Source organism: Coprococcus sp. AF21-14LB (assembly GCF_003458885.1).
Lineage (GTDB): Bacteria > Bacillota > Clostridia > Lachnospirales > Lachnospiraceae > UBA9414.
The window spans coordinates 1-24,376 of record NZ_QRVX01000015.1 but is presented as its reverse complement, the minus strand read 5'-3'; the positions used below and the strand labels follow the sequence as shown (position 1 = coordinate 24,376).

24 protein-coding genes and 1 pseudogene are annotated in these 24,376 nt (G+C 41.5%); all 25 read right to left on the bottom strand.

Translation table 11 applies throughout. The features are described 5' to 3' along the window. Positions 1 to 31: 31 nt before the first annotated feature. The 25 genes and pseudogenes from DWX73_RS05580 to DWX73_RS05455 all read right to left on the bottom strand — a co-directional run bounded on the left by DWX73_RS05580 (position 32) and on the right by DWX73_RS05455 (position 24,202). Positions 32 to 1,657, bottom strand: coding sequence for an NAD(P)/FAD-dependent oxidoreductase (locus DWX73_RS05580; protein ID WP_118347668.1), 1,626 nt, complete (start codon positions 1,655 to 1,657; stop codon positions 32 to 34). Next, positions 1,654 to 2,895, bottom strand: coding sequence for an NAD(P)/FAD-dependent oxidoreductase (locus DWX73_RS05575; RefSeq protein ID WP_118347666.1), 1,242 nt, complete (start codon positions 2,893 to 2,895; stop codon positions 1,654 to 1,656). Before DWX73_RS05575 ends, DWX73_RS05580 begins: the two co-directional genes overlap by 4 nt. Positions 2,896 to 2,905: 10 nt before the next feature. After that, a complete protein-coding gene (locus tag DWX73_RS05570) occupies positions 2,906 to 4,189 on the bottom strand; it encodes a methionine gamma-lyase family protein (RefSeq protein WP_118347664.1) in 1,284 nt (427 codons plus the stop codon). A 33-nt stretch (positions 4,190 to 4,222) separates the two neighbouring features. Next, positions 4,223 to 5,185: a tRNA (adenosine(37)-N6)-dimethylallyltransferase MiaA gene (gene miaA, locus DWX73_RS05565; protein ID WP_118347662.1), complete on the bottom strand. Its 963-nt coding sequence runs from the start codon at positions 5,183 to 5,185 to the stop codon at positions 4,223 to 4,225. 1 nt (position 5,186) lies between these two features. Beyond that, positions 5,187 to 7,211 carry a DNA mismatch repair endonuclease MutL gene (gene mutL / locus DWX73_RS05560; RefSeq protein WP_118347660.1) on the bottom strand — a complete coding sequence of 675 codons (2,025 nt, stop codon included), beginning with the start codon at positions 7,209 to 7,211 and terminating at the stop codon, positions 5,187 to 5,189. Positions 7,212 to 7,217: 6 nt separating this feature from the next. Continuing rightward, entirely contained in the window at positions 7,218 to 9,878 is a 2,661-nt protein-coding gene (mutS, locus tag DWX73_RS05555) for a DNA mismatch repair protein MutS (RefSeq protein WP_330413495.1), read from the bottom strand. A 325-nt stretch (positions 9,879 to 10,203) separates the two neighbouring features. Beyond that, positions 10,204 to 10,428 (bottom strand): DUF6718 family protein, encoded by a 225-nt coding sequence (locus tag DWX73_RS05550; RefSeq protein WP_118347656.1) that lies wholly within the window; start codon positions 10,426 to 10,428, stop codon positions 10,204 to 10,206. A gap of 401 nt (positions 10,429 to 10,829) precedes the next feature. Beyond that, a complete protein-coding gene (locus DWX73_RS13465) occupies positions 10,830 to 11,195 on the bottom strand; it encodes a hypothetical protein (RefSeq protein WP_147334773.1) in 366 nt (121 codons plus the stop codon). 240 nt (positions 11,196 to 11,435) lie between these two features. Then, on the bottom strand, positions 11,436 to 11,852 hold the full coding sequence (locus DWX73_RS05535; protein ID WP_118347718.1) for a putative ABC transporter permease: 417 nt from the start codon (positions 11,850 to 11,852) through the stop codon (positions 11,436 to 11,438). A 74-nt stretch (positions 11,853 to 11,926) separates the two neighbouring features. Continuing rightward, positions 11,927 to 13,369 (bottom strand): tRNA (N6-isopentenyl adenosine(37)-C2)-methylthiotransferase MiaB, encoded by a 1,443-nt coding sequence (gene miaB, locus DWX73_RS05530; RefSeq protein WP_442871982.1) that lies wholly within the window; start codon positions 13,367 to 13,369, stop codon positions 11,927 to 11,929. A gap of 84 nt (positions 13,370 to 13,453) precedes the next feature. Beyond that, positions 13,454 to 13,630, bottom strand: coding sequence for a DUF4250 domain-containing protein (locus DWX73_RS05525; RefSeq protein WP_118347648.1), 177 nt, complete (start codon positions 13,628 to 13,630; stop codon positions 13,454 to 13,456). A 19-nt stretch (positions 13,631 to 13,649) separates the two neighbouring features. Beyond that, a complete protein-coding gene (locus tag DWX73_RS05520; protein WP_118347646.1) occupies positions 13,650 to 13,877 on the bottom strand; it encodes a DUF896 domain-containing protein in 228 nt (75 codons plus the stop codon). Positions 13,878 to 13,991: 114 nt separating this feature from the next. After that, a complete protein-coding gene (locus DWX73_RS05515; protein WP_118347644.1) occupies positions 13,992 to 14,306 on the bottom strand; it encodes a hypothetical protein in 315 nt (104 codons plus the stop codon). 111 nt (positions 14,307 to 14,417) lie between these two features. After that, entirely contained in the window at positions 14,418 to 15,251 is an 834-nt protein-coding gene (locus DWX73_RS05510) for a pyridoxamine kinase (protein ID WP_118347642.1), read from the bottom strand. 12 nt (positions 15,252 to 15,263) lie between these two features. Continuing rightward, positions 15,264 to 16,922: a putative polysaccharide biosynthesis protein gene (locus tag DWX73_RS05505; protein ID WP_118347640.1), complete on the bottom strand. Its 1,659-nt coding sequence runs from the start codon at positions 16,920 to 16,922 to the stop codon at positions 15,264 to 15,266. Between the two features lie 17 nt (positions 16,923 to 16,939). Continuing rightward, positions 16,940 to 17,434: an rRNA maturation RNase YbeY gene (gene ybeY / locus DWX73_RS05500; protein WP_118347638.1), complete on the bottom strand. Its 495-nt coding sequence runs from the start codon at positions 17,432 to 17,434 to the stop codon at positions 16,940 to 16,942. A 17-nt stretch (positions 17,435 to 17,451) separates the two neighbouring features. Beyond that, positions 17,452 to 18,480, bottom strand: a complete 1,029-nt coding sequence (locus DWX73_RS05495) for a PhoH family protein (protein ID WP_118347636.1) — start codon at positions 18,478 to 18,480, stop codon at positions 17,452 to 17,454. Next, positions 18,481 to 19,710, bottom strand: coding sequence for a sporulation protein YqfD (locus tag DWX73_RS05490; protein WP_118347634.1), 1,230 nt, complete (start codon positions 19,708 to 19,710; stop codon positions 18,481 to 18,483). It abuts the gene before it with no gap. A 17-nt stretch (positions 19,711 to 19,727) separates the two neighbouring features. After that, entirely contained in the window at positions 19,728 to 20,024 is a 297-nt protein-coding gene (gene yqfC / locus DWX73_RS05485; protein ID WP_242996643.1) for a sporulation protein YqfC, read from the bottom strand. 80 nt (positions 20,025 to 20,104) lie between these two features. Continuing rightward, positions 20,105 to 20,521, bottom strand: a complete 417-nt coding sequence (locus DWX73_RS13895; RefSeq protein ID WP_278321073.1) for a SatD family protein — start codon at positions 20,519 to 20,521, stop codon at positions 20,105 to 20,107. Next, positions 20,503 to 20,757: pseudogene (locus tag DWX73_RS14280) on the bottom strand (SatD family protein); the annotation flags it as partial. The pseudogene DWX73_RS14280 and the gene DWX73_RS13895, both read right to left, overlap by 19 nt. A 126-nt stretch (positions 20,758 to 20,883) precedes the next feature. Next, positions 20,884 to 21,471, bottom strand: a complete 588-nt coding sequence (locus DWX73_RS05470; protein WP_158556826.1) for a 5-formyltetrahydrofolate cyclo-ligase — start codon at positions 21,469 to 21,471, stop codon at positions 20,884 to 20,886. A gap of 35 nt (positions 21,472 to 21,506) precedes the next feature. Next, complete coding sequence (locus DWX73_RS05465; protein WP_118347716.1) at positions 21,507 to 22,127, bottom strand: HAD family hydrolase; 621 nt, start codon at positions 22,125 to 22,127, stop codon at positions 21,507 to 21,509. A 130-nt stretch (positions 22,128 to 22,257) separates the two neighbouring features. Further along, positions 22,258 to 23,289: a YeiH family protein gene (locus DWX73_RS05460; RefSeq protein ID WP_118347624.1), complete on the bottom strand. Its 1,032-nt coding sequence runs from the start codon at positions 23,287 to 23,289 to the stop codon at positions 22,258 to 22,260. Between the two features lie 13 nt (positions 23,290 to 23,302). Then, on the bottom strand, positions 23,303 to 24,202 hold the full coding sequence (locus tag DWX73_RS05455) for an NAD(P)/FAD-dependent oxidoreductase (RefSeq protein WP_118347622.1): 900 nt from the start codon (positions 24,200 to 24,202) through the stop codon (positions 23,303 to 23,305). Positions 24,203 to 24,376 lie beyond the last annotated feature (174 nt).

The following is a 24,376-nucleotide window of genomic DNA, read 5'->3' as shown; positions in this document are numbered from 1 at the left end:
TTAACTCCAAAGTCATTTTTTGCTGTAAAAACTACATCCATTTTTGAAAACGTGCTGCAATCATTTCCGCAATTTTCAAGCCGTCTATTGCTGCTGAAGTGATTCCTCCGGCATATCCGGCGCCCTCTCCACAAGGAAACAACCCTCTTATCTGATGCTGCATATCAGCATCTCGCGGAATCCGCACCGGTGATGATGTTCTGCTTTCTACACCGGAAAGCAATGTATCCGGATGATCAAAGCCACGAATCTTTTGCCCAAATGTGTTCATCCCCTCGGCAATCGCATCTCCGATAAACTCCGGTAAAATTCCTCGTACATCTGCAACACAGTATTCGCCTTTCATCTGTGGATGGACAAGGTTCTCCGCCACTTCCTGCGGCGTTTTTGTTTTTGAAAGAAAATCTTCCAAACGCTCCACCGGAATCTTTCCTTTGCCCGCTTCATATGCCCGCCGCTCCAGTTCTCTTTGAAAACGAATTCCAGCCAATGCATCTTCTGCACCGTAATCTTCCGGAGATACTGTCACTACAATAGCGCTGTTGGCATTCTCTCCTGCCCGGTCTCGGTAACTCATACCGTTCACAGCAAGCATTCCTTCTTCCGAAGAAGCATTCACAACATAACCGCCCGGACACATACAAAAGGAATAAACACCTCTTCCATTCTCCAGATTTGCTGTCACTTTATAAGCAGCCGCTCCAAGATATTGCTGTATTTCTTCCGGCTGATCTCCATACTGAGCCATATTAATCATCTTCTGTGGATGCTCTGCACGCACTCCTACCGCGAAAGACTTCGGTTCCATTGCCACCCCTCTTTCATAAAGACGAAAGAAGGTATCTCTTGCACTGTGTCCCGGAGCAAGGATCAATACTTCTGTTTCTATGTAGGAATCTTTTCCCTCTGGAAGATGTTTCACCATTATACCACACACCTGACCTCGATTTATGTCAATATCTGTCATCTGTGTATGAAAAAATACATCTCCGCCATGTTTAAGAATAAATTCCCTCATATTTCTGACTACCTTCGTCAAAATATCAGTTCCGATATGCGGTTTATTTACATAACAAATATCTTCCGGCGCACCGTGTTCGGCAAAAATCCTCAATACTTCAGCTCCTCTTCCATCCGGATCTTTCACAAGTGTATTGAGTTTTCCATCAGAAAATGTTCCTGCTCCGCCTTCTCCAAACTGTACATTAGAATCTGGATCTAAATATCCTGTCTGCCAAAACATTTCCACATCTTTCATCCGTTCCTCTACCGGCGCCCCTCTCTCGATTAAAATCGGTCGATATCCATGAAGCGCAAGCATATACCCGCAAAACAAACCTGCCGGCCCGCATCCAACAATAACCGGACGATGGCGCAGCATTTCTGTACCGCTTTCCGGAAACTGATATCTCTTCTCCGGAGCCTTCCCAGCTACAGATTCTTTCAGCCGTTTTAATACCTGCGCTTCTTTCGGAACCGATACATCTACAGTATAACTGTAAAAAAGCTGCGGTTTTTTGCGCGCATCCAGCGACTGCTTACGGATCTCATACTTCTGAATCTGTCCTTCCGGAACCCGAAGCGTCTGCGCCAGTTTTTTTCGGAATTGTTCCTCACTGTGAGGAATGGGAAGTTTTACTTGATGAACTCGAATCATATATTTTTCCTTTCTGCCGCGCTCTGTCCTGCCAGATAACCGCTTGACCACGCCCATTGGAGATTATATCCGCCGCAAATACCGTCTACATCCACAATCTCCCCGGCAAAATACAATCCGGAGATACGTTTGGATTCCATTGTTGCAGAATGGATCTCTCTCGTATCTACGCCGCCTGCACAGATTTGAGCCTGTTCAAATGGGTTTGTTTTTATTACTTCTGTCTTAAAATGCTTTATTTTCTCTATAAGCATCAAAATTTGTTTTTCTGTTAGTTCTTTTCCCAATGTTTTTCTTGAAATCCGGCTTTCCTGTACAAGTACCTGTGCCAGTTTTTTGTGAAACAAGCCAATGAACAGCTCTTCTGCCGTCTGTTCCGGATGATTATGAATCCGCCTTTTTAAAAGCCGCATAACTTCCTGATCTGTAAGTCCCGGAAGAAAATCAAGCTCTGCCCATACCTGTTTTTTATCTAAAAGCGCATAAGCAGCATATCTGCTTACCTGAAATACCGGAATGCCTGATATTCCATAATTGGTCAATTGCAGTTCTCCGCTGTCTTCTGCAAGCATCTTCCCGCCGGACCATATGGAAACACGCCCCTGCACCCGCACACCTGATATGATTTTATAGAAAGATTCTTTACAGCAAAGTTGTACAAGCGCCGGTACTACAGGAACAATCCGATGACCGAGTTTCTGAGCTAACGGATAGCCGCTTCCGTCAGAACCTGTATTTGGTGCAGCTTTAGAACCGGCCGTCAGGATAACCGCATCTGCTTCATAACATCTTTGCCCTGTTCGAATCCGGAATCTTCTTGAAGCTCCCTTTCCGGAAGGCTTAATCTCTAATACCTTCTCTTCGGTATGGATATCCACTTTTAGCCGCGTCAGCTCCATTCGAAGCACGTCCAGTACCGCTGATGCCTGATCTGAGTTTGGATAGAGATATCCATTTCTGTCTTTGGCATAAACACCAAGACGATCAAAAAAAGAAATCGTCTGCTCCACCGGAAATGTCTGAATCACTTTCCATGGAAATTCCGGATTCTGACTGCGGTAACATTCCGGCGTCTGATATGTATTTGTAAAATTACATCTTCCATTTCCGGTAGATAAAATTTTCTTTCCTATCCGGTCTTTTTGCTCTAACAAAAGTACTCGGGCGCCAGCCTTTGACGCAGCAATGGCAGCCATCATACCGGCCGCCCCTGCACCGACAATTACTATCTGTCTCATAAAACTCCTTTTACAATGTAACCATACCGGCATCAACAAGTTTCTGCAATGACATTAAAATACCAAATTTTGCATGTTCCCATGTCAATCCTCCCTGGAAATACACTGCATACGGAGGTTTGATCGGACCATCTGCACTCAATTCAATAGAAGAGCCCTGTACAAATGCGCCCGCTGCCATAATGACATCGCTGTCATAGCCAGGCATTGCCCACGGTTCCGGTGTGACATAGCTGTCCACCGGCGCTGCTGCCTGAATTCCCTGACAAAACGCAATGACACCTTCCGGTGTTCCAAATGTAACTGCCTGAATGATATCATGACGGCTTTCACTTCCATTTGGCACAACAGCAAAGCCTAACTGTTCGTAAATATTTGCAGCAAATACAGCTCCCTTCAAAGCGCCATTTACAACTGTCGGTGCTAAGAAAAATCCCTGGTAAAAATCTTTCATAACGCCAAGTGTAGCTCCAACCTCTTTTCCAAGTCCAGGGGATGTCAAACGAACTGCACAATTTTCAATACATTCATGAGTACCTGCAATATAACCTCCGATCGGTGCAAGTCCGCCTCCCGGATTTTTAATCAGAGAACCTACGATCATATCTGCCCCCACATCACTAGGCTCCTGCATTTCTACAAATTCTCCATAACAATTATCTACCATACAGATGATGTGTGGATTGATTGATTTTACAAAGGAGATCGCCTCTCCTATCTTTGCAACTGAAAGTGTCGGACGTGTCTGATAACCTTTTGATCTCTGAATTTCGATTAATTTTGTCCGCTCATTGATAGCCGCGCGAATGCCTTCAAAATCAAAATCGCCATTTTCTAACAGATCTACCTGCTGATATGTTACGCCATATTCTGCAAGCGATCCGCGAGACGGCCGAATTCCAATCACTTCTTCCAGCGTATCGTATGGTTTTCCGGAGATAGAAAGCATTTCATCGCCCGGCCGGAGATTTGCACTGAGTGCAAGCGCAAGCGCATGGGTACCGCATGTAATCTGTGGTCTGACAAGGGCGTCCTCTGTGTGAAATACTTTCGCATAAACTTCTTCCAGTTTATCACGCCCAAAATCATTATAGCCATAACCACTCACATAATTAAAACACTCTGCACTGACCATACAGTCCTGCATTCCTTTAATCACTTTCAATTGATTATATTCTGTAATCCGGTCAATTTCCTCGAACCGTTCCTTTAATTTTGCTTCTACCTCGCGTCCAAATCTCAGAACCGGTTCAGAAATTCCAAGCGCCTGATACATAGTTGTTATTTCCGTCATATTCTTCTCCTCATTTCTCTTTCTAATGCTATCTTATATTCCATCTGCAGCTGCAGTAATTTTCTTTTCCTTCAAAATCCGAAGTATCTCATTTAAAATCAAAGTCTCATCATTGTGAAACTCCTGTTTCTCAATCCAGATAACATCCCGTTCCCTCCGAAACCATGTCAGCTGGCGTTTAGCAAAATGCCTCGTATCTCTTTTCAGGAGATACACTGCTTCAGACAATGTGATCTCACCTTCCAGATAAGCCAGAATTTCCTTGTATCCCAGCCCCTGCATCGAAACAAGCTCTCGCGTACATCCACGCTCTTTCAGCGCTCTGACTTCTTCGACAAGTCCTTCTTCTAACATCTGGTCAATCCGTTTTTCAATCCTGTTGTAAAGAACCTTACGATCATCGTTCAACACAAAATATGCAAATGCATACGGCGATTCCTTTTGACGTTCCTGTGCATTGTGCTCCGAGATTTTCTGTCCGGTCTGATGGTAAAATTCCAGTGCACGGATTACTCGTTTGATGTTGTTTGCGTGAATTGTCTGGGCAGAAACCGGATCTACTTCCTTTAATTTCTCATGCAGCGCCTCAGCGCCGTTCAACTTTGCGTATGTTTCCAACTCATTTCGATACGATGTTTCTTCTTCATTTGCTGTAAAATCAATATCATACAGAAGCGCCTGAATATAAAATCCAGTTCCCCCCACAACAATTGGAATATGTCCTTTTGCATAAATTTCTTCCATTGCCTTTTTTGCCAGGCTCTGGAAACGCACGACATTAAATTCTTCTTCCGGCATAAGAACATCGATCAAATGATGTGTAACTCCGTCCATCTCCTCCTGCCGGATCTTGGCAGATCCGATATCCATATATTTATAAACTTGCATAGAATCAGCGGAGATAATTTCTCCGCCGATTTTTTTTGCAAGTCCGATAGATGCTTTTGTTTTTCCGACCGCAGTCGGTCCTGTTAAAATAATTAACGGCTTCTTCATCTTATACAATCCTCTTAAATTTCTTCTCCAGTTCCCGACGGCTCATCTCAATAATCGTCGGACGCCCGTGCGGGCAGTGATATGGATTCTCCAATTTCAAAAGTTCTCCAATCAATGCATGTACTTCGGCCGATGATAATTTGGAGTTTCCTTTTACTGCGGCCTTACATGACATGGAGGCAATTTTCTCATCAATAAGCTCCGGGGTGAGATTTGGTCCCACTTCATCCGAAAGAGAATCAATCATTTCCATCAGAAGTTCTTTCTTAGCAATGCCAAAAAGGTTATCCGGAACAGCTCTCACTGCAAAGGAATCACCGCCAAATGGTTCAATTTCAAATCCGATTCTCGTGAATTGATCCAGATATCGACAAAACAGTTCTGATTCCTGCATTGTCAGATTCAAAATAATCGGCGGACTAATGTACTGAGAGGTATACTCTCTTGTACGCATTCCCCGAAGCGTTCTTTCATACAATACTCTTTCATGGGCTGCATGCTGATCGATGATATACATTTTATCTTGCAGCTGCACGATCCAATAAGTGTCAAATACCTGACCGACGATTTCATACTGTGCAAGTGTTTCCCGTTTCAGAAGATTTTCTGAAAAAAGATCCAACTGCTGCACAGAACTATCTTCCGCTTTCCTTCCTTCCGGAGCTTGCTTTGATTCCGGTTTTGGTGCCAGCTTTGGTTCCGCAGATAGTTGTTCCGTCTGCTTTCGATAATTCACAGCCTCGCGAATCCGGTCTGCCTGAAATTGTGGTTTTGCAAAGGCGCTCTTTCCTGCCACCTCTGCCTGAGAATTCTGGTTGTGATACGACAATACCCGATCCCGCATCTTCTGCATAAAATAATCCAGTTTTGTTCCGTCTGATGCCTCTTTTGACAAAGGCTCTTCTGTTATTCTGTCTGATTTCGTGAAATCTCTTTTCGGAAGACCTGATTTTGGAGCCTTTAAATTCGTATCATTCACTTCCGGAACATTCGATTCCGGAAGTTTTGGCTCCGGAAGTTCAGCCTCCGGAATCAGCTCTTTTCCATGCAAATGTGCATTTACAGTCTCATAAAGAAATCGGTATACTTCCTGTTGATTACTAAAACGAAGCTCCATCTTTGTTGGATGTACATTCACATCAATGTTTTCTCCCGGCATCTCCAGATGAAGAACAGTAAACGGATATTTATGCTGCATCGAAAAATCTTTGTACGCATCTTCAATCGCTTTCGCTACTATTTGATTTTTAATGTATCTTCCATTAATAAAATAATTTTCATAATTTCGGTTTCCCCTGGTAATAATCGGTTTCCCGAGAAATCCGGAAATTTTCATTCCATGTTGTTCTGCTGAAATCTCAATCAGATTCATTGCGATTTCCCGCCCATAGATATGATAAATAACATCCTTGAGATTTCCGTTTCCGGATGTATGTATTTTCGTCTGACCATTATTTATAAATTGAAAAGATACTTCCGGATGTGACAATGCCAGTCTTGTCAGCAGCTCACTGACATGGCTTGCCTCCGTCATTGGCGTCTTCAAAAACTTTCGTCTTGCCGGAGTATTATAGAACAACTGACGTACAAGAAAGGTTGTTCCGTCCGGAACTCCTGCCGTTTCAAAAGAAACTTCTTCTCCCCCTTCAATGCGATAGCAGTTTCCATAGTCATCTTCCTGTCGCTTTGTATTTAATTCCACTTGCGAAACAGCCGAAATACTCGAAAGCGCCTCGCCCCGGAATCCGAGGGAATGAATATGAAGAAGATCTTCCACCTGACGGATCTTACTTGTTGAATGGCGCAAAAATGCATTCGGAATATCTTCCTTTGCAATTCCGCATCCATTATCTGTAATACGAATGAAAGAAATCCCGCCTTCCTGGATTTCTGCCACAACGGCAGTTGCTCCGGCATCAATTGCATTCTCTACAAGTTCTTTCACAACAGAAGCCGGACGTTCAATTACTTCACCGGCTGCGATCTTATCAATTGTAATTTTATCCAGTACTTGTATCTGTCCCATAATATCCTACCACCGATTCTTCAGTTTATTCTGCAGACGATAAATGGCATTCAGCGCATCCATCGGCGTCATATGCGCAACATCCATTTCTTTCAATTCTTCCAGCACATCATCATCTTTTACTGTATCAAAAAGTGAAAACTGCGCAAGATCCACCTCATCATAGCGCGGCGCTTTTGCCTTTGGCTTCGGTTCTGTTTCCGCTGATGCAGCCTCATTGATCCGAAGCGCAATATCCGAATCACTTAGTTCCTCTGCAATTTCTTTCGCTCTGGCAATAACACTGTCCGGCACTCCTGCAAGCTTTGCTACCTGTATTCCATAACTCTTATCAGCGCCGCCTTTTACGATTTTGCGAAGGAAGACAATATCATCTCCATTTTCTTTTACTGCAATACAGTAGTTATTGACATTACTAATCTTTCCTTCCAGCTCAGTCAATTCATGGTAATGTGTGGCAAACAATGTCTTTGCTCCAAGCAATTTGCCGTTGCTGATATGCTCTACCACTGCCCAGGCAATAGAAAGTCCGTCAAATGTACTTGTTCCGCGGCCGATCTCATCCAATATCAGCAGGCTCTTACTCGTTGCATTGCGAAGAATATTGGCAACTTCTGTCATCTCCACCATAAAAGTACTCTGTCCGGATGCCAGATCATCAGACGCTCCGACACGGGTAAAAATCCTGTCCACAAGTCCAATATTTGCACTTTTCGCCGGAACAAAGGAACCAATCTGTGCCATCAATACAATTAACGCGCTTTGGCGCATATAGGTAGATTTTCCAGCCATATTCGGACCGGTAATAATTGCAATCCGGTTCTTTTTATCATCCAGATAAGTATCATTTGCAATAAACATATCGTTTGGAATCATTTTCTCTACAACCGGGTGACGTCCGTTTTTTATATCAATCACACCTTTTTCATTGATCTTCGGACGCACATAATTATTGCGCTCCGCCACAACTGCTAAAGATGCAAATACATCCAGTTTTGCCACCGCTTTCGCCGTCTTCTGAATCCGCACAACTTCTGCTGCAATCTTATCACGCACTTCACAATAGAGTTGGTATTCCAATGCGTATAATTTGTCTTCTGCACCAAGAATCGTATCTTCCAGTTCTTTTAACTCCGGAATCGTATAGCGCTCTGCGTTGGCTAATGTCTGCCTGCGTGTATAATATTCTGGCACCTGATCTTTAAATGAATTCGTCACTTCCAGATAATAACCGAATACTTTATTAAATTTTACCTTCAGTGTGCGGATACCTGTTTTCTCCCGCTCCTTTGCTTCCAGCTCTGCAAGCCACGTCTTTCCGTCTGATTTGGCATTTCGCAACCGGTCTACCTCTTCAGAATATCCTTCCCGGATAATTCCGCCTTCTTTCATCGCCAAAGGCGGTTCCTCCTGGATCGCTTCTGTAATCAGACTGCAAAGATCTTCCAGTGTATCCATCTGCTCACGGATATCACACAACCCTTTTGTACTCATATCTGCTAAAATACAATGGATTGGCGGCAACATCGCAAGTGAACTCTTCAGCGCGATTAAATCTCTCGGATTTGCCGACTGATATGTCACACGGCTCATTAATCGTTCCAAATCATAGATTGCTCCCAGATATTCCCGGATTTCTTCCCGGCAAATGGCGTTATTTTTTAATTCTTCAACGGAATTTAAACGTTCCTCAATACTCTCTGCATCGATCAAAGGCTGCTCCACATATTTTCGGAGTGTACGCCCGCCCATTGCTGTGCGTGTTTTATCAAGAACCCATAGCAGCGAACCTCTTTTTTGCTTTTCACGAAGCGTCTCACATAGTTCCAGATTCCGTCTCGTAGAACTGTCAAGCAACATATATTTTCCAGTAACATATCCCGTCAGACGGCTCAAGTGCGTCAGGTCATTTTTTTGTGTTTCCAGAAGATACTGCAGCAATGCCCCCGATGCGATCACACCACAGTCATAATCCTTCAGGCCAAGCCCTTCTAATGAAGACACATGAAAATGTTCCTTCAGCGTTCGCTCACAGATTGCATCATCAAAATACCATGCATCCAGTGAATAAATTGTAATGCCAAGTCGATTTTTCATATCATCCAAATCCATGCCGCTCATATAAAATGCTTCATTGCAAATAATCTCCGAAGGCATAAATTTGTAAATTTCATCTCTGAGCTTCGTACTGCTGTCAATCTCTGTTACAAGATAGTCTCCGGTTGTAACATCTGCAACAGACAAACCATACCGGTCAGCAATATAGACAATACACATGAGATAATTGTTCTTTGTCTCATCAAGCGCCTGCGTATTCAAATTCGTTCCCGGCGTCACAATACGAACAACTTCTCGTTTCACAATGCCTTTTGCCTGTTTCGGATCCTCTACCTGTTCACAGATTGCAACTTTATAGCCCTTTGATACTAATTTATTCAAATATCCATCTACTGCATGATATGGAATCCCGCACATCGGCGCGCGTTCTTCCAATCCACAGTTTTTTCCTGTTAACGTAATTTCAAGTTCTCTTGATGCCGTCAATGCGTCATCAAAGAACATTTCATAAAAATCACCAAGACGATAAAAAAGAATACAATCTTTATATTCTTTCTTTGTTTCCATGTATTGCTGCATCATTGGTGTTAATGTATTACTATTTTTCATATTCCCTTTGTTTATCAGTATTTTAGGACGTTGTCATCAGTCTGCAACGTCCTAATACTTTTTCCCTTTTAAGTTTTTCCTATATGTATGAATCCAACCCATCTCTTATTTTTCAGAAATAAGGATACAGGTTATATTTCGGTTTTCATTTTAGCAGACTTATTTTATATTTTCAAGAAAAAACCGAATATGACATTGCAATCCTACTAACCGAATAAAATTTCCTATATAATATTTGCAGATGAATTTGCTTACTTTTTTTAATTCTTCTGTGAAGTACAATAAAGAAAATGGACAGCACTATCCCGTACTATCCATAATTTCTTTACATTGCCTCTACGGCATGCACAAATTCTTTTTCTGTGTTTACAAAATGATATGGCTCATACTCACCATACGCGGACGGCCTACTAATAGTTACAAGCTGAATTTTATCATAGCCAACTTTTGACTCAATACTTCTTTTAAATGATGAAAGATGCTTTCCATGTGTTGTTCTTAAAGCAACACAGCCAACATCATCAATGTTTTTTGCAATTAAATAACACATATTCTAAAGCCTCCTTAAAATCTTGTTCTGTTTGAATCTTCCCCATGTATATAATATTTTTTCTGAGCCTGATAAAGCTCATAATATCGTCCTTGTTTTTTAGAAACAAGTTCTTCATGGGTTCCTTTTTGAATAAGTTTTCCATCATCAAATACCAGTATTTTTTCACAGGATTTGCAGCTGCCCATTCTATGAGAGATAGAAATACTCGTTTTCCCTTCTACCATTTTTCTTATAAATTAAAAAGAGCAGAACATGTATTTCTACATACTCCACTCTGATGTGACATCTCGTATCTTAATGACATTGCATTGTGACATCTCTTTTTCTTTTCTGCTTTTGTATTTTCACAATTTTAAAGGCATTAACTCTGTCTTGTACATCAAATATAATTCCGATAATCACTTCAAAAAATCTGAATGCTCTTCAATATATTCCAGCCGATACTCATCCCAAGAGGAGTAGCGACGATTTCCTTCTTCATCACATAGAGCGCTTTTTTCAGGAATATATGTATAGCTTCCATCAATTATTTCGAAAATAGATAAGCCATTTGATGATAAAGCTGCTGTTGCACGATCAACTCCAATCAAAAGCATGATAGCCAGAAAAAATAGCACCAAATATGGATACCCCCGCTTAGTAATCCATATTCTCCCTTCAGTCAATTTATCAAAAATGAATCCTACAATAATACAGCAAACTATGAGGCCAATTAACCCCCTTAATGAACTTATTCTAACAAATCTCCAATATATTCGTTCCATATATTCTTTTACCATCCTCTCTGTATATTTTTACACAATCTTCATCAAACCTGCCGTTTCTAACTACTTTCCCAAACAGTTCTCTTTTGTTCTTACTTAATCCTATTTTGTCCTTTTTCTATCCGTACTCTCCCCCTTAAACTATTCTGTAAATACATTACATTCATTGTACCAATCTCAAGTTGATTTTACATTATATCTACGGTTGATTTTAAACTGATTTACAACAACAAACTGCTTCTATAACACATGCCATGTCGGTTTTTCCTCCCGATAAACCGCATACAACAAATATGCTCCAAGAAAAATACCGCAGGTACATAATCCCGCAAAAATAATCATAAATGGTACACAAATCTGTCCGAAGAGCTGAAGCGGCTGGTCGCTATAATCCCACACTGCCCATCCGCACAGCTTATTCACCAAGATCCCGGTTAAAAATTCCATTGCTGTTACAAAGACAGTACAATAAATTACCTGCTTCCAGAGAGGCTCTCGCCAGGCAAACAGAAGTCCCTGCCAGGTACAGAAGAGAAAACACAGTCCGCCAAGCAAAAACATGCTCCAATGTGAAAAACCTCGAAACAGGATTTCAAAAGAATAATAAATGCACCCTCCGAGGGTAAATAAAAATAAGTATTCACTGAATCGTTTCATAACAAAAAATGCCCCCACTATGAGATATTCTCTCTATAGTGTTGGCATTTTTTTCTGAATTTATAACAGGAATCTTAGATCGCTTCTCCGATATAATAAAATCCTTTACATTCATTTAATCTGACATCTACAAGTGTTCCGATCAACTCTTCATTTCCCGGAAAATGCACAAGTATGTTATTGCTTAAACGTCCTGTCACAAGGGAAGGATCATGTGCATTGACAGATTCTACCAAAACTTTCTGAACCGTACCGCTGTGGATCGCACATACTTCTGCCGAAATCTTCTGTACTTCTGCAAGCAAACGGTCAAACCGTTCTTTCACAATCTCTTCCGGCACCTGATCTTCCATAATCGCTGCAGGTGTTCCGGTACGTTTTGAATAGATAAATGTAAATGCACTGTCGTATCTTACTTTTCTGACTACGTCCATTGTTTCTTCAAAATCTTCTTCCGTTTCTCCCGGAAATCCTACAATGATATCTGTTGTCAGTGAAATGTCCGGAATCGCTTCTTTAATTTTTCTTACAAGTTCCAGATAACTCTCTTTTGTATAGCGGCGATTCATTTTTTGCAGAATCCGACTGCTTCCGGACTGAACCGGAAGGTGAAGATGACGGCAGATTTTTTTTGAATGTTTCATGACTTCAATCAGCTCATCTGACAAATCTTTCGGATGAGACGTCATAAAACGAATCCGTTCCAGTCCTTCAATCTTTTCGATTTCTGTCAAAAGCTGTGCGAAACTGATTGGATGCTCCAATGTCTTTCCGTAAGAATTTACATTTTGTCCAAGAAGCATTACTTCTACAACACCGTCCGCTACAAGCTTTTCAATTTCCCGGATAATGTCTTTCGGATCACGGCTCCGCTCCCGTCCGCGCACATACGGTACAATACAATAACTGCAGAAATTGTTGCATCCGAACATAATATTCACACCGGACTTGAACGAATACTTTCGCTCAGTCGGAAGATCTTCTACAATTTTATCGGTATCTTTCCAGATATCAATGACCATCCGCTCAGATTCAAATCTTGTTGCAATCAACTCTGCAAATTTATAAATATTATGTGTGCCGAAAATCAGATCTACAAACCGATAGCTCTTTTTCAGTTTTTCTACAACTTCCGGCTCCTGCATCATGCAGCCGCAAAGGGCAATCATCATATGTGGATTTTGCTTTTTTGCATGATTTAACTGTCCAAGCCGTCCGTACACTCTCATATTCGCATTTTCCCGAACGGTACATGTATTAAAAATGACAAAATCAGCGTGTTCTTCATCCTCTGTTTCCTGATACCCAATCTGTTCAAGAATTCCTGCCAGTTTCTCTGAATCTCTTGCATTCATCTGGCATCCAAACGTAGTAATGCATGCCGTCAACGGACGCCCTGCTGCTTCTTCTGCTTTCTTTACATACTCTTTTGCCTTTTTAATAAAATAATACTGTCTCATTGGTTCTTCTGTCGGCGCCGGCTGACTCAGATCAATTTTCTCCAGAAGAACATCCATTTCTTCTTCTGTATTTCTATGGTACTCTGGCATATGTATTTCTCTCCTTCTTATCTTCATTCATAAAGGTGCTGCACCGCCTGCCTAAACAAAACGATTGCTGTCTGCATCATATTTATAATCGATTCCATCAAGGATTCGCTGAATTTCTGCCGCATCTTCATCCATTGCACGGCACAATTCTTCCAATGACGGATACACATCTCTCAGCTTCATATTCACTGCGCTTAGCAGCATCACAGGATCTTTTTTCGGCAACATGATGTTTCCTCCCTAAAATTTATGATGTGAGTTTATTTTTATTGCCGTGTTTTTTGCCCAGATCTGTAACCGTTCCATCTGGATTCTGAATCGAAATATTGTTGAGCTGTCCTCTCAGGTTTCTGCGGACCGCCTCAATATATTCCTGGCGGAGCACCTGCTGCTCCTTCGCTTCTTCTTTTGTTAATCCTTCTGCTTTTGATTTTCTATATAATTCATTGATTCGCGCAATTTTTGCCTCGTCCATGTATATCATCCTCTCTTTCGTATTTTCTACCGTTTCTCATTGTACAGGATTCCATTCCAATTGTCCACTGCTGACGTTTATCTTTTGTATTTATGTTAGAAAATGTGTAAAGCATTAGCTGGAGTAATTTTCCAGAAATCCATACAAAGTTTTCATATCTCTGATTTTCTTTTTCTCTCGAATCTCTTTTTGAAGTTTCTCCGGAAGACCTGACATCGGAATACTTGTTCGCTCAAATACTGTCTTTTGATCTGCCAGATACACAATGACATAACCATTTTCTTCTGCCAGATAATATTCTGCACCGATCTCGGCTGTCCCCTCTGTCTGGACAGTTTCCTCCTTTAACTTTGTCTCCTGTTCTGAAAGATACCGTTTTTCTGTTCGCTGATAGCTATCTTGATAAAGCAGCATGATTCCTGCAATCATGACGGATGCTGCAATAAAAATGCAATACTATATCTGGATTTCATTACAATCTCTCCTTTTTACTCATAGTATTGGCATTTATTTTTTTCGTATACTTGTGAAACTGAAAAATTATTTTTCAAAAAGCGCCGGCAGACAAGTCTCCAGAAGCAGTCCGTCTCGCTCCGGATACACATACCGGCTGCTTGTCTGAATACAACGTGCTGTAAATTCATGCGCCATCCGCACACACTCCGAGATTTCTTTTCCCTGCATCCATGCTGCAGTAAATACACCGTCAAACACATCTCCGGTTCCGTGATAATGTCCTCCGCAAGAAGGAAAGAAGAACTGTTCTGCTGTTTGATTCTGGTACAATGTTACTGCTTTCTTACCGTCCGGAGCCGGCGCACTTGTCAAAATCACCTTTCCTTCCGGTTTCATCTGTACACAGAGCGCCTGACAAAGTTCACGCAGTTGATCCGCGCCCATTTCTTCACAATATGGCGTCTGGCAGAGAAGACAGGCTTCCGTCAGATTCGGAATGATAATGTCGGAGCGTTTTAGAAGCCGCTTTATTTCTTCACAATAACTGCTGTCAAAATTGCTGTAATAACTCCCATTATCCCCCATAATCGGATCAAAGATTACAGGAACCTCCGGAAAATATTCAAGAAATGCTTCACAGGCAGAAATAATCTCCCTGTTCCCAAGATAACCGACAAAAATTCCGTCGAATCTTATTTGTTGCTCCCGGAAATGTCTCGCACAGTCATACAAATACGCATTTTCCGTTTTCGTAATCGCTGGCTTTCCATACCCTCCGGTATGGGTAGAGAGCAGCATCGTCGGAATTGGACAGGCTTCTATGCCCATCACACTAAGTATCGGCATCATGTTCGTAAGAGCTGCCTTTCCCACTGCACACAGATCGTGAAGCAGCGCTACTCTTTTGACTGGTTTCATAACTACTCTCCCTTATCTGAATAAATGCAAACGGCGGCAGATCTTTATAAGCTGCGATCCTTTTGGAAGCGTGCGCATATCTGCTTCTGTCAGTCCGCCGAGTTTCAGTAAGCTGATTCCATATACCAACACCGCCACAAGAATCGATAAAATTGTTGCAAAGTTAGATCCTATCACAAATGACAGCAATTTGTATACAAGGAATGTAACAACTCCCATAATCGCTGCCGCTCCCAGCGGAAGCAAAAAGCTTTTCCGCACTTCCTGGCGATATCCGATCGCTTCGTAGATTGACATCGCATTTAAAATACACATAGACAGGGAGAAAATAATGTTACCGACAATCACAGAATAAATTCCCCATTTAAACATCACCATCATAATGACAAGACACACAAGATGGATTGCCAGCGAGATAGATGCGTTCCGCACAGGTACCGTCATTTTATTAATGCCCTGAAGAACTGCATTTGTTACGGTAGACAAGCAGAAAAATACAATACTAATCGCTCCAATATGCATCATTTTTGTAGGTACTTCCACATTTCCGCTGTAAAGTAGTGAAAGAATCGGTCCTCCCATTACTGTCAGTCCTACAAAACTTGGGATTGCAATTAACATTGCCGAACGAACAACAAGCGTAATCTTTGTATGGATCAATCGCTTATTTCCGGTCGTTACAGCTCTTGTCATACTTGGAATCATAGATGCGCCAAGCGCATTTGCCATTGCCAGCGGTACATTGATCCATACATTATACTTACCGCTGAACATTCCCCAATATTCCATATATTCTTTTCGTGCCACACCTTGCACAGACATAATTTTTGTAAAAATTGCCGCATCTAAAGACTGGCTGATATTATATACTGCAGTACTCAACAAAACAGGTGCACAGGTTAGAACAAGAATTTTTGCAATTTCGCCATAACTCTCCTGTTTTTTTGAACCATCCCGCAAAAGCTGTCTTCGGATCGTCTTTCGATATCCCCAGAAAATGATCAGAAGAAACATAAGTGCTGTAGCTGCACCAAGTACCGGACCAAGCGTTGCTCCTGCTGCACCGTAAGCTGCCTTCAGCGCTTTTACATTTTCTTTCTTAGCAATTCCGGCACCGATTTTCAAAAATGCAGTTGCACCGATAATTGCCGCAATAGCATTCACAACCTGCTCAAGTACCTGTGATACTGCCGTCGGGATCATTGTTCCAAGTCCCTGGAAGTATCCGCGGAATGATGCAAGGATTGCTACAACAAAAAGCCCCGGCGCCAAAAATCTAAGCGGATATGCACTGTATGGCGATGTTAAAATATTGGCAGCAATAAAATCTGCTCCAAAATAAAATATACAGGCTGCAATTCCGCCAACAATTACTGACAAGAGAAGCGCCGTCTGAAAGAGTCTCCAGGAATTCTTTCTCTCTCCCTTAGCAACTCTCGCTGATACAAGTTTGGATACCGCAAGCGGCATACTGTAAGACGTCAGAAGCAACGCTAATGCATAAATCTCAAATGCGATACTATAGTACCCCTGCCCTTCATCTCCCAGAATATTCGTAATTGGGACGCGATATAATAAACTAATTAATTTTACAATAATTCCGGCTGCGGCAAGAATTGCTCCCTGTGCCAAAAAGCTTCCGCTTCCTTCTTTTTTCTTTCGATTTCCCATGAAACTACCCCTTCACTCTATCTTGTAATTCCGAGCTGCTCCAGAATATCACGCTGTTTCTGTTCCATGACTGCACGCTCTTCCTCTTCCATATGGTCATACCCCATCAGATGAAGCATACTATGGGCAATCAAAAATGCATATTCCCTGCGAATAGAATGTCCGTATTCTTCTGCCTGAGCGATTACCCGCTCTTTTGAAATCACAATATCTCCAAGTACAAGCTCTCCGCTTTCCGGATCAAACGCAGAATCGTCTTCTTCAAGAAAATCAAATGTTCCTGCCTCTTCATATGCAATCATCGGGAAAGACAACACATCTGTTGCCCGATCAATTTCCCGGAAGTTTCGGTTCATTTCCTGAATCTCGTTATTCATTGTTAAGAGCAGGCTGACGGTGGCTTCATAAGGACATCCCTCATAATCCAGCGCCGCCTCAATTACTTCTTCTGCTAACACCTTTGTCTCCAGCGGAAGTTGTAAATCGCCTTCTTCTTCAAATAATAATGTCATGGTCGTCTCCTTATTTTTTATTCTTTTGTTTTATTCTTTTTATTTCCTTTTGTCCGCTCCTTTGTTCTTCCGTCCTTTGCTCCGGTTTTCGGTTTTGTTTCATAAGCTTCATAGGCCTGAACAATCTTTTGTACGAGCGGATGTCGCACAACGTCTTTACTTGTCAGATTGCATATCTTAATGTCCTCTATCTGACTTACGACTTTCACTGCGATATCAAGACCGGATACCTGACCGGATGGAAGGTCTTTCTGTGTTGCATCACCTGTAATAACAACTTTCGATCCAAAGCCAATTCGTGTCAAAAACATCTTCATCTGAGCCGGTGTTGTATTCTGTGCCTCATCTAAAATAATAAATGCATTATCAAGCGTACGTCCCCGCATGTAGGCAAGAGGCGCAACTTCTATCAGACCTTTCTCCGAATTCTTGATAAAACTGTCTGCACCCATAATCTGATAAAGTGCATCGTAAAGCGGTCTTAAATATGGATCAATTTTACTCTGCAGATCCCCCGGAAGAAATCCCAGCTTCTCACCGGCCTCAATTGCAGGTCTTGTCAGAATGATCCTTCCCACCTCATTATTTTTAAATGCAGTAATTGCCATCGCCATTGCCAGATAAGTTTTTCCGGTTCCCGCCGGTCCAAGCCCAAATACAATCATATGATCCCGAATTGCATCCACATATTTCTTTTGTCCTAATGTCTTAGGCTTTACCGGTTTTCCCATGATTGTATGACAAATAATCTCTTTATCAATTTCAACCAGCGTACCGCTTTCATTTTCCATTGACAGAGCAAGTGCATAATTCACATTTTGTTCCTGAATCTCATTGCCGCGCACAGAAAGTTCTGTCAATTCTTTTAACACAGACTTTGCACGGTTCGCCTGCACCGGCTCACCGATAATCTTAATTCCATCTGCACGGGGAATGATGCTGACATGAAGTGTCCGTTCAATTTTCTTTACATTTGCATCAAACTGGCCAAATACATTTTGCTCATGTCCGCTCGGAATTTCTATCATTGTTTCGAGAATACTCATTTATTCCTCTCCTTTTATATGATCAGTATCTTTGACGGCCTGCACCGTCTCCCCGACAGTTTTGATGACCGTCAGAGTTCCCTTTGCCACAGCATTGCTGTGATCTTTGTATATTTTAACATTATTTTCAAGAATTTGAACCCCTTTTTTCTTTAATTCTTTGCAAAACCGATCAAATTCTTCTGTCATTTTCCTGCGAATCTCCGAATCCGCATATTCTGTATCAGAAAATGTATATGCCCGGATCTCTTTTAGTCCGATCCTGATCGGAAGATCAAAGTGTTCACCGATTCTCAATGTTTTCTTCTTCACATACGTTTCTGATTCCGGAAACCGGTGAAACAATATCCCTGCCTGAATCGCATATGGACCGGCTTCCAGTAAAAGCGCTTTCCTTTTCTGCCCGGTATATACTTTCTTTTGATATTCTATTTCCATCCGACTTTCGTATGGAATTTCCGTTTGAATATAAATATCTGCATCTGCAATATGATATTGATAGCCGGTGACTTCCTTATTATCATCCAGTACAGGTACCGATCCGGACACAAGCAGATCCCCTTTTTTAATTTCGCTTCCTGCTTCCATCTGCGGCACGCCTTTCCGTGTAATCATTTCTGTAATAACACCATCTGCGTCAGAAATAATATCTGCCGGCGCCTCAATCTCTTCTTCTGGTTCTTCCCGGATCATATCCATGTTTTCCTTCATTTGTACCAAAAGCCTTGTTCCCTGAATAGAAGCAGAAACCCATATCACGTCATCATATTCGCTGCGGATTGCTTTCACAATCTGCTCACAATCAATCTTACGTTTCAACATTCCATGACAAATATCCTTTGACGCAAGAAACTGCAGCATCTCTTCATCTGTATGAGAATAATTACCGCTAATGTGGATGTTCCATATCCGAAGTGACATGAGATATACAAGCAGCAGACAAAGTATCGCACCTGTAAAAAATGCCTGCCGCTTTCTATTTCGGTTTAGAAAAAAAGGAAGTCCTCTCCGATCCAGAACTTTAATCTTCATATTGGATTTCCGAAGAATCGGTTTTAATTTTCGAAAACTCTTAACCGATAAGTACATTTCATAAGCGTGTCCGCAAGGTCTCAATCCCCACAGACGGATTTGATGATGACTGCACAGATTCAAAAAGCGTTCCGGAGAATACCCTGTTATTCTGATTCGCACATATCCCCGGATATACTGAATTAATTTTACAATCATGAAACTCCTTTCCGGCATTAAGACAGCGGCGGGTATTCAATACTTTTAATACGTCCGCTTACTTTCATTTCATCATTCGTAAAAAAATCTATCTGCATTCCTTCACCTGTCACTTTAATCTGACCGGCTTTTGTACGGATGCGAATCAATACATCTGTATACTCTAACAAGCCACCATAATTCTCAATATGAAGTTCTATCTGTCCAAGCATGGTAACAATCGGAACTCCAAGCACCACATCTTTCGGCATATTTACGGCATCTGCCATCCTCGCTCTGCGAAGGTTTTTTTCCTGGTTATGTGTCTCACTCATAAGAAATGCCATACCTATACTTTTACTGTAGTATATGTATGGCATCTTCAATTATGATTCAAAACAGATGAAACTTCTAATCAGCCCCAATAACGACAAAAAAGTTTCTGCATCTCCCGCTTTGTACGAATATACTGATGATATCCCATTCCTCGCACTGCACGGTTAATATTCTGCTTGGATGTCTTGAAAATCTCTGCCAGTTCTGTTTGTTTCGGCGGCTCTTCGTATCCTGTTTTTAAAATCGTAATCTCCATAATCATACTTTGAAGCGATTTCCAACGCTGCTGTACGAAATCACACATGTGAAGACTTTCATTAAAAAAAGAAAGTTGATCTTCATGAGTGTCTGCCATCACAAGTATCCTTGATACTTGATAGTCATTCTCATTCTGTAGTCTGTTGAGTGCTTTCTTTGCATATTCATAAGACGGTCCCGCAACATTTCCCCCGGAAGGCGAAAGAGCGTGAGCATTTCCCCGATCCCAACTCCAAATCTTACCGGTATTTTGCGAAATCGAAATTGAATAATATCAAGAATCTCTAAGACATGTCTGCCCGTATAAAAAAATCCACAAAACTTTCCTTCTTCCGTTGGCACCAGATCTGATGCGATATCTTCCTTATAGTAGGTATTGATATACTCTAACGTACGCATAAGATCTTCCCGAATCTTCTCCTGATTATCTGGCTTTTCCGAAAACAACATTTCTCCTATTACCGCATAATACATAAGATGCCCCCTTTTCTCTGATAGTTCTATCATACCACCAGTGTCCAAAAAGTCAATCAAAAACCGTTTACATTTTTAAAATTTGCAAGATTCTCCATTATTTCAGCAGATTTTTAGTCAACTATTTTAAATAGACTTTTTGTATACTTGTTTTTCCGTGATAACCATGTCTGCCGCAATATCAGATACTTCCTGTGGAAGCACATCTGCAATCTGACGTTCATACGCCAGCCCTATGCGCTTACAGCCGGAAACATGTTCCAAATATCGGTCATAGTAACCTCCTCCATAACCGAGTCTTCTCCCCTCCGTGTCAAACGCCACTCCGGGCAAAATCATTAGACTATCTTCAGAAGGCAATGCCTCCTCGATTCCCTGCCGTAAAACCGGCTCCAAAATCCCAAAATTTCCTGATATCAAGTCTGCGCGGGAATGAATCTCAAAAAAACACATCTCTCTTCCAAATACTCTCGGAACATATAAATGCTTTTGATCCAGTAAAATTTGGTCAATCAACGCTATCGTCTCTACCTCCGACCGAAAGCTCACATAGCAGAAAACATTAACCGCCTGACGATATTCTTCCAACATACAAAGTGTATGGCAGATCTGTTTACTCTTCTTTCTTCTCTCGTCCTTAGATAATGTGTCTCGCAGATACAAATACTTTTTTCGTTTTTCTGCTTTCCATTCTGCCAGATGCAATTTTTCCACCTCATTCCACAAATCTGTCAGCTGATTTCTTATCGTTATTCTATAAATTTTAAAAGATCTGCAATTTTATCAATTTTTTCTGTGCCGGAAACAGCTCCAAATCCATAAGCTGCAAATATAAATGGAATGCCCGCTTCTCTAGAAGCTTCACAGTCTCCAGCAGTATCTCCCACATACACCGGATCCGTCAGCTGATTCCGTTCTACTACCGTCTTAATATTCATTCCTTTACTCTTTTTTGTATTTCCGTAACATTCAATATCCGTTACATAAGACTCCAAATTTGTCTTTCTTAGGAACTGCTCAATATATCCGGACTGGCAATTGCTTACAATGCAAACACGGCATTTCCTGGATAAAGTAATAAATGTGTCTCGCATTCCTTCATAGCACAGATCTTCCTCACACGCCTCCAGATAACTGTGTTCATATTCGCAGCAGAATTCCATAATTCTTTCCCGCTCTTCCTGAGTAAGTTCCGGAAACAGATCCTCTGCAATTACATTCATCGGTTTCCCAAACTCCCGCTTCAAAATCTCACCTGTAATATGTTTTGCTTCAATTCCTGCCGATGCAACTGCCTGATTCCATGCCTTTGCCACGACATCCGTTGTATCCCATAAAGTCCCATCCACGTCAAAAATAATATCTTTCATTCTCATTCCTCCATCTTTTGCCATAAATTACAAAATTGCCCTTCTGATTTTTGCTAAAAGTTCACCTGGAATTAATTTAGCATTTCAGAAGAGCAATTTCAATAAATTTATCTGATTCGTTATAAGAATTTTACCAAAGATGCATCGCATGCTGCATTACAAGAGAAACAATCGTGATTCCGATCCAACAGCAAAGTCCCATGAGAATCGGCTTTCCGCCACTTTTGATAAGCTTTACTACATCTGTATGGAATCCAATGGCTCCCATTGCCATAATAATAAAGAATTTTGACAATTCTTTCAAAGGTACAAACATTTCCGCCGGAACTCCCATCGCGGTCGCTGCCGTCGTAATAACACTTGCGCCGATAAAAAACAAGATAAAAAACGGAAATACACTTTTTAAAGACACTTTCTCTCCGTCTGTTCCTTCTGCCCTTTTTGTTCGCAAAAAGGCAAGCACTAATGTAATCGGAATGATTGCAAGCGTCCGTGTCAGTTTTACTGTTACTGCTTTGTCAAGTGTCTGACTCCCCAAATGGTATATACTGTCCCAGGTGGAAGCTGCTGCCGTAACAGAAGATGTATCATTGACTGCCGTTCCCGCAAAGATTCCGAATGCCTCTCCCGATGTTGTAGAAAATCCAAGAGCACCCCCTAAAGCCGGAAAAATTAAAGCCGCAAGAATATTAAACAAAAAAATAACCGAAATTGCCTGCGCCACTTCCTCATCATCTGCATCAATGACCGGAGCTGTTGCTGCAATAGCTGAGCCTCCGCAAATGGAAGAACCTACTCCAACTAGCGTAGAAATATTTCCGGGAATATGCATTGCCCGATGAAGTATATATGCGATTATGAGGGATGTTCCGATTGTACAAAGAATAATCGGCAATGACTGTTTCCCTGTTTCTAAAACTACCTCCAGATTCATACCAAATCCGAGCAGGATAACTGCGTATTGAAGGATTTTTTTTGAAGTGAATTTAATTCCCGGAGCAAATATCTCTTTTTTCTTTATCATTGGCGCCAGTGCCATTCCGATTAAAATCGCAAACACCGGTCCTCCAATGATCGGAAACTGTTTTCCCAACAGGAAAGATGGAACTGCCAATGCAGCACACAGCAATACACCTTTCCAGTTTTGTCTCATTGTATTCATAGATGCTGCCTCCCTAATGCTGTGCTGCATGGATAGCTGCAATCGTACCATCTGCCACTGCAGTTGAAACTTGTCTTACCTGTTTTACACGAATATCTCCAACTGCATAGACACCGGCAAGTTCTGTTTCCATAGTTTCATTTACCGGAATAAATCCATTTTCCAAAGTAAGTTCCTGATATAGCTCTGTATTTGGTACTGTTCCTGCATAAACAAAGATACCACAACCCGGATCTTCGATTGTTTCTACAGCTCCTGTCCGTTCATCTGCAATTTCCAGAGATTCTACCTGATCTACACCATAGACTCCGTGAAGCCTTGAATGAAGCCTAAGTTCCATATTCGGTGTTTGATTTATTTTGTTGCGAAATTCTGCAATACATCCCAACTGCTCTTCAAAATGAATGATTGTCACTTTCGCTGCATATTTAGAAAGATACAGCGCTTCTTTTATCGCTCCATCTGCTCCGCCCACTACATAGACATGTTTTCCAACATACTGCGCGCCATGCTTGGCCGCGTTTAACGCCATTCCTCTTCCGGCAAGTTCCTGTTCTCCCGGTATTCCCAGTTTGCGCGGCGAAGTTCCATTCGCAAGAATTACTTTTTCGGCTGTATATGTGCCGGAATCTGTTACAATTACTTTCTTTGCTTCTTTTAAATGTACTTCTGTCACTTCTGCTTTTATAATCTCCACACCTGCATCTTCTGCCTGGCATCTCATACGGTCTGCAAATGTTTTTCCTGTTTCATTTTCTACCACTGCTGTATAATGTGTTACAGTCGAAACCTTTCCAATCAGTCCACCCACTTCGTTTTTCTCAATAATTGCTGTTTTCATCCCACGGCTGACTGCGTAAATTCCCGCACTGATTCCTGCCGGTCCTGCTCCGATAATAATTACATCATACATTGTCAATTCCTCCTTAAACGATATTGCATTTCTTTCATTCATAGTTTTTCCTTACACGAATACTATATGATAGTTTTATCATTTTGTAAAATTATAATAAATGATAATTATATAAAATTTATCTTATGGTAAAATCGTCCACAAAAAAAGGGCATCCACTGCAATGTCATTAAG

Bases quoted from the DNA above. Each gene is read 5' to 3' on its own strand.
- DWX73_RS05580 (WP_118347668.1), bottom strand. From the start codon at position 1,657: ATGATTCGAGTTCATCAAGTAAAACTTCCCATTCCTCACAGTGAGGAA.
- DWX73_RS05575 (WP_118347666.1), bottom strand. From the start codon at position 2,895: ATGAGACAGATAGTAATTGTCGGTGCAGGGGCGGCCGGTATGATGGCT.
- DWX73_RS05570 (WP_118347664.1), bottom strand. From the start codon at position 4,189: ATGACGGAAATAACAACTATGTATCAGGCGCTTGGAATTTCTGAACCG.
- miaA (WP_118347662.1), bottom strand. From the start codon at position 5,185: ATGAAGAAGCCGTTAATTATTTTAACAGGACCGACTGCGGTCGGAAAA.
- mutL (WP_118347660.1), bottom strand. From the start codon at position 7,211: ATGGGACAGATACAAGTACTGGATAAAATTACAATTGATAAGATCGCA.
- mutS (WP_330413495.1), bottom strand. From the start codon at position 9,878: ATGAAAAATAGTAATACATTAACACCAATGATGCAGCAATACATGGAA.
- DWX73_RS05550 (WP_118347656.1), bottom strand. From the start codon at position 10,428: ATGTGTTATTTAATTGCAAAAAACATTGATGATGTTGGCTGTGTTGCT.
- DWX73_RS13465 (WP_147334773.1), bottom strand. From the start codon at position 11,195: ATGGAACGAATATATTGGAGATTTGTTAGAATAAGTTCATTAAGGGGG.
- DWX73_RS05535 (WP_118347718.1), bottom strand. From the start codon at position 11,852: ATGAAACGATTCAGTGAATACTTATTTTTATTTACCCTCGGAGGGTGC.
- miaB (WP_442871982.1), bottom strand. From the start codon at position 13,369: ATGGATGTTCTTCTGGAGAAAATTGATCTGAGTCAGCCGGCGCCGACA.
- DWX73_RS05525 (WP_118347648.1), bottom strand. From the start codon at position 13,630: ATGTTGCCGAAAAAAGATCCTGTGATGCTGCTAAGCGCAGTGAATATG.
- DWX73_RS05520 (WP_118347646.1), bottom strand. From the start codon at position 13,877: ATGGACGAGGCAAAAATTGCGCGAATCAATGAATTATATAGAAAATCA.
- DWX73_RS05515 (WP_118347644.1), bottom strand. From the start codon at position 14,306: ATGATTGCAGGAATCATGCTGCTTTATCAAGATAGCTATCAGCGAACA.
- DWX73_RS05510 (WP_118347642.1), bottom strand. From the start codon at position 15,251: ATGAAACCAGTCAAAAGAGTAGCGCTGCTTCACGATCTGTGTGCAGTG.
- DWX73_RS05505 (WP_118347640.1), bottom strand. From the start codon at position 16,922: ATGGGAAATCGAAAGAAAAAAGAAGGAAGCGGAAGCTTTTTGGCACAG.
- ybeY (WP_118347638.1), bottom strand. From the start codon at position 17,434: ATGACATTATTATTTGAAGAAGAAGGCGATTTACAACTTCCGCTGGAG.
- DWX73_RS05495 (WP_118347636.1), bottom strand. From the start codon at position 18,480: ATGAGTATTCTCGAAACAATGATAGAAATTCCGAGCGGACATGAGCAA.
- DWX73_RS05490 (WP_118347634.1), bottom strand. From the start codon at position 19,710: ATGATTGTAAAATTAATTCAGTATATCCGGGGATATGTGCGAATCAGA.
- yqfC (WP_242996643.1), bottom strand. From the start codon at position 20,024: ATGAGTGAGACACATAACCAGGAAAAAAACCTTCGCAGAGCGAGGATG.
- DWX73_RS05465 (WP_118347716.1), bottom strand. From the start codon at position 22,127: ATGAAAGATATTATTTTTGACGTGGATGGGACTTTATGGGATACAACG.
- DWX73_RS05460 (WP_118347624.1), bottom strand. From the start codon at position 23,289: ATGAATACAATGAGACAAAACTGGAAAGGTGTATTGCTGTGTGCTGCA.
- DWX73_RS05455 (WP_118347622.1), bottom strand. From the start codon at position 24,202: ATGTATGATGTAATTATTATCGGAGCAGGACCGGCAGGAATCAGTGCG.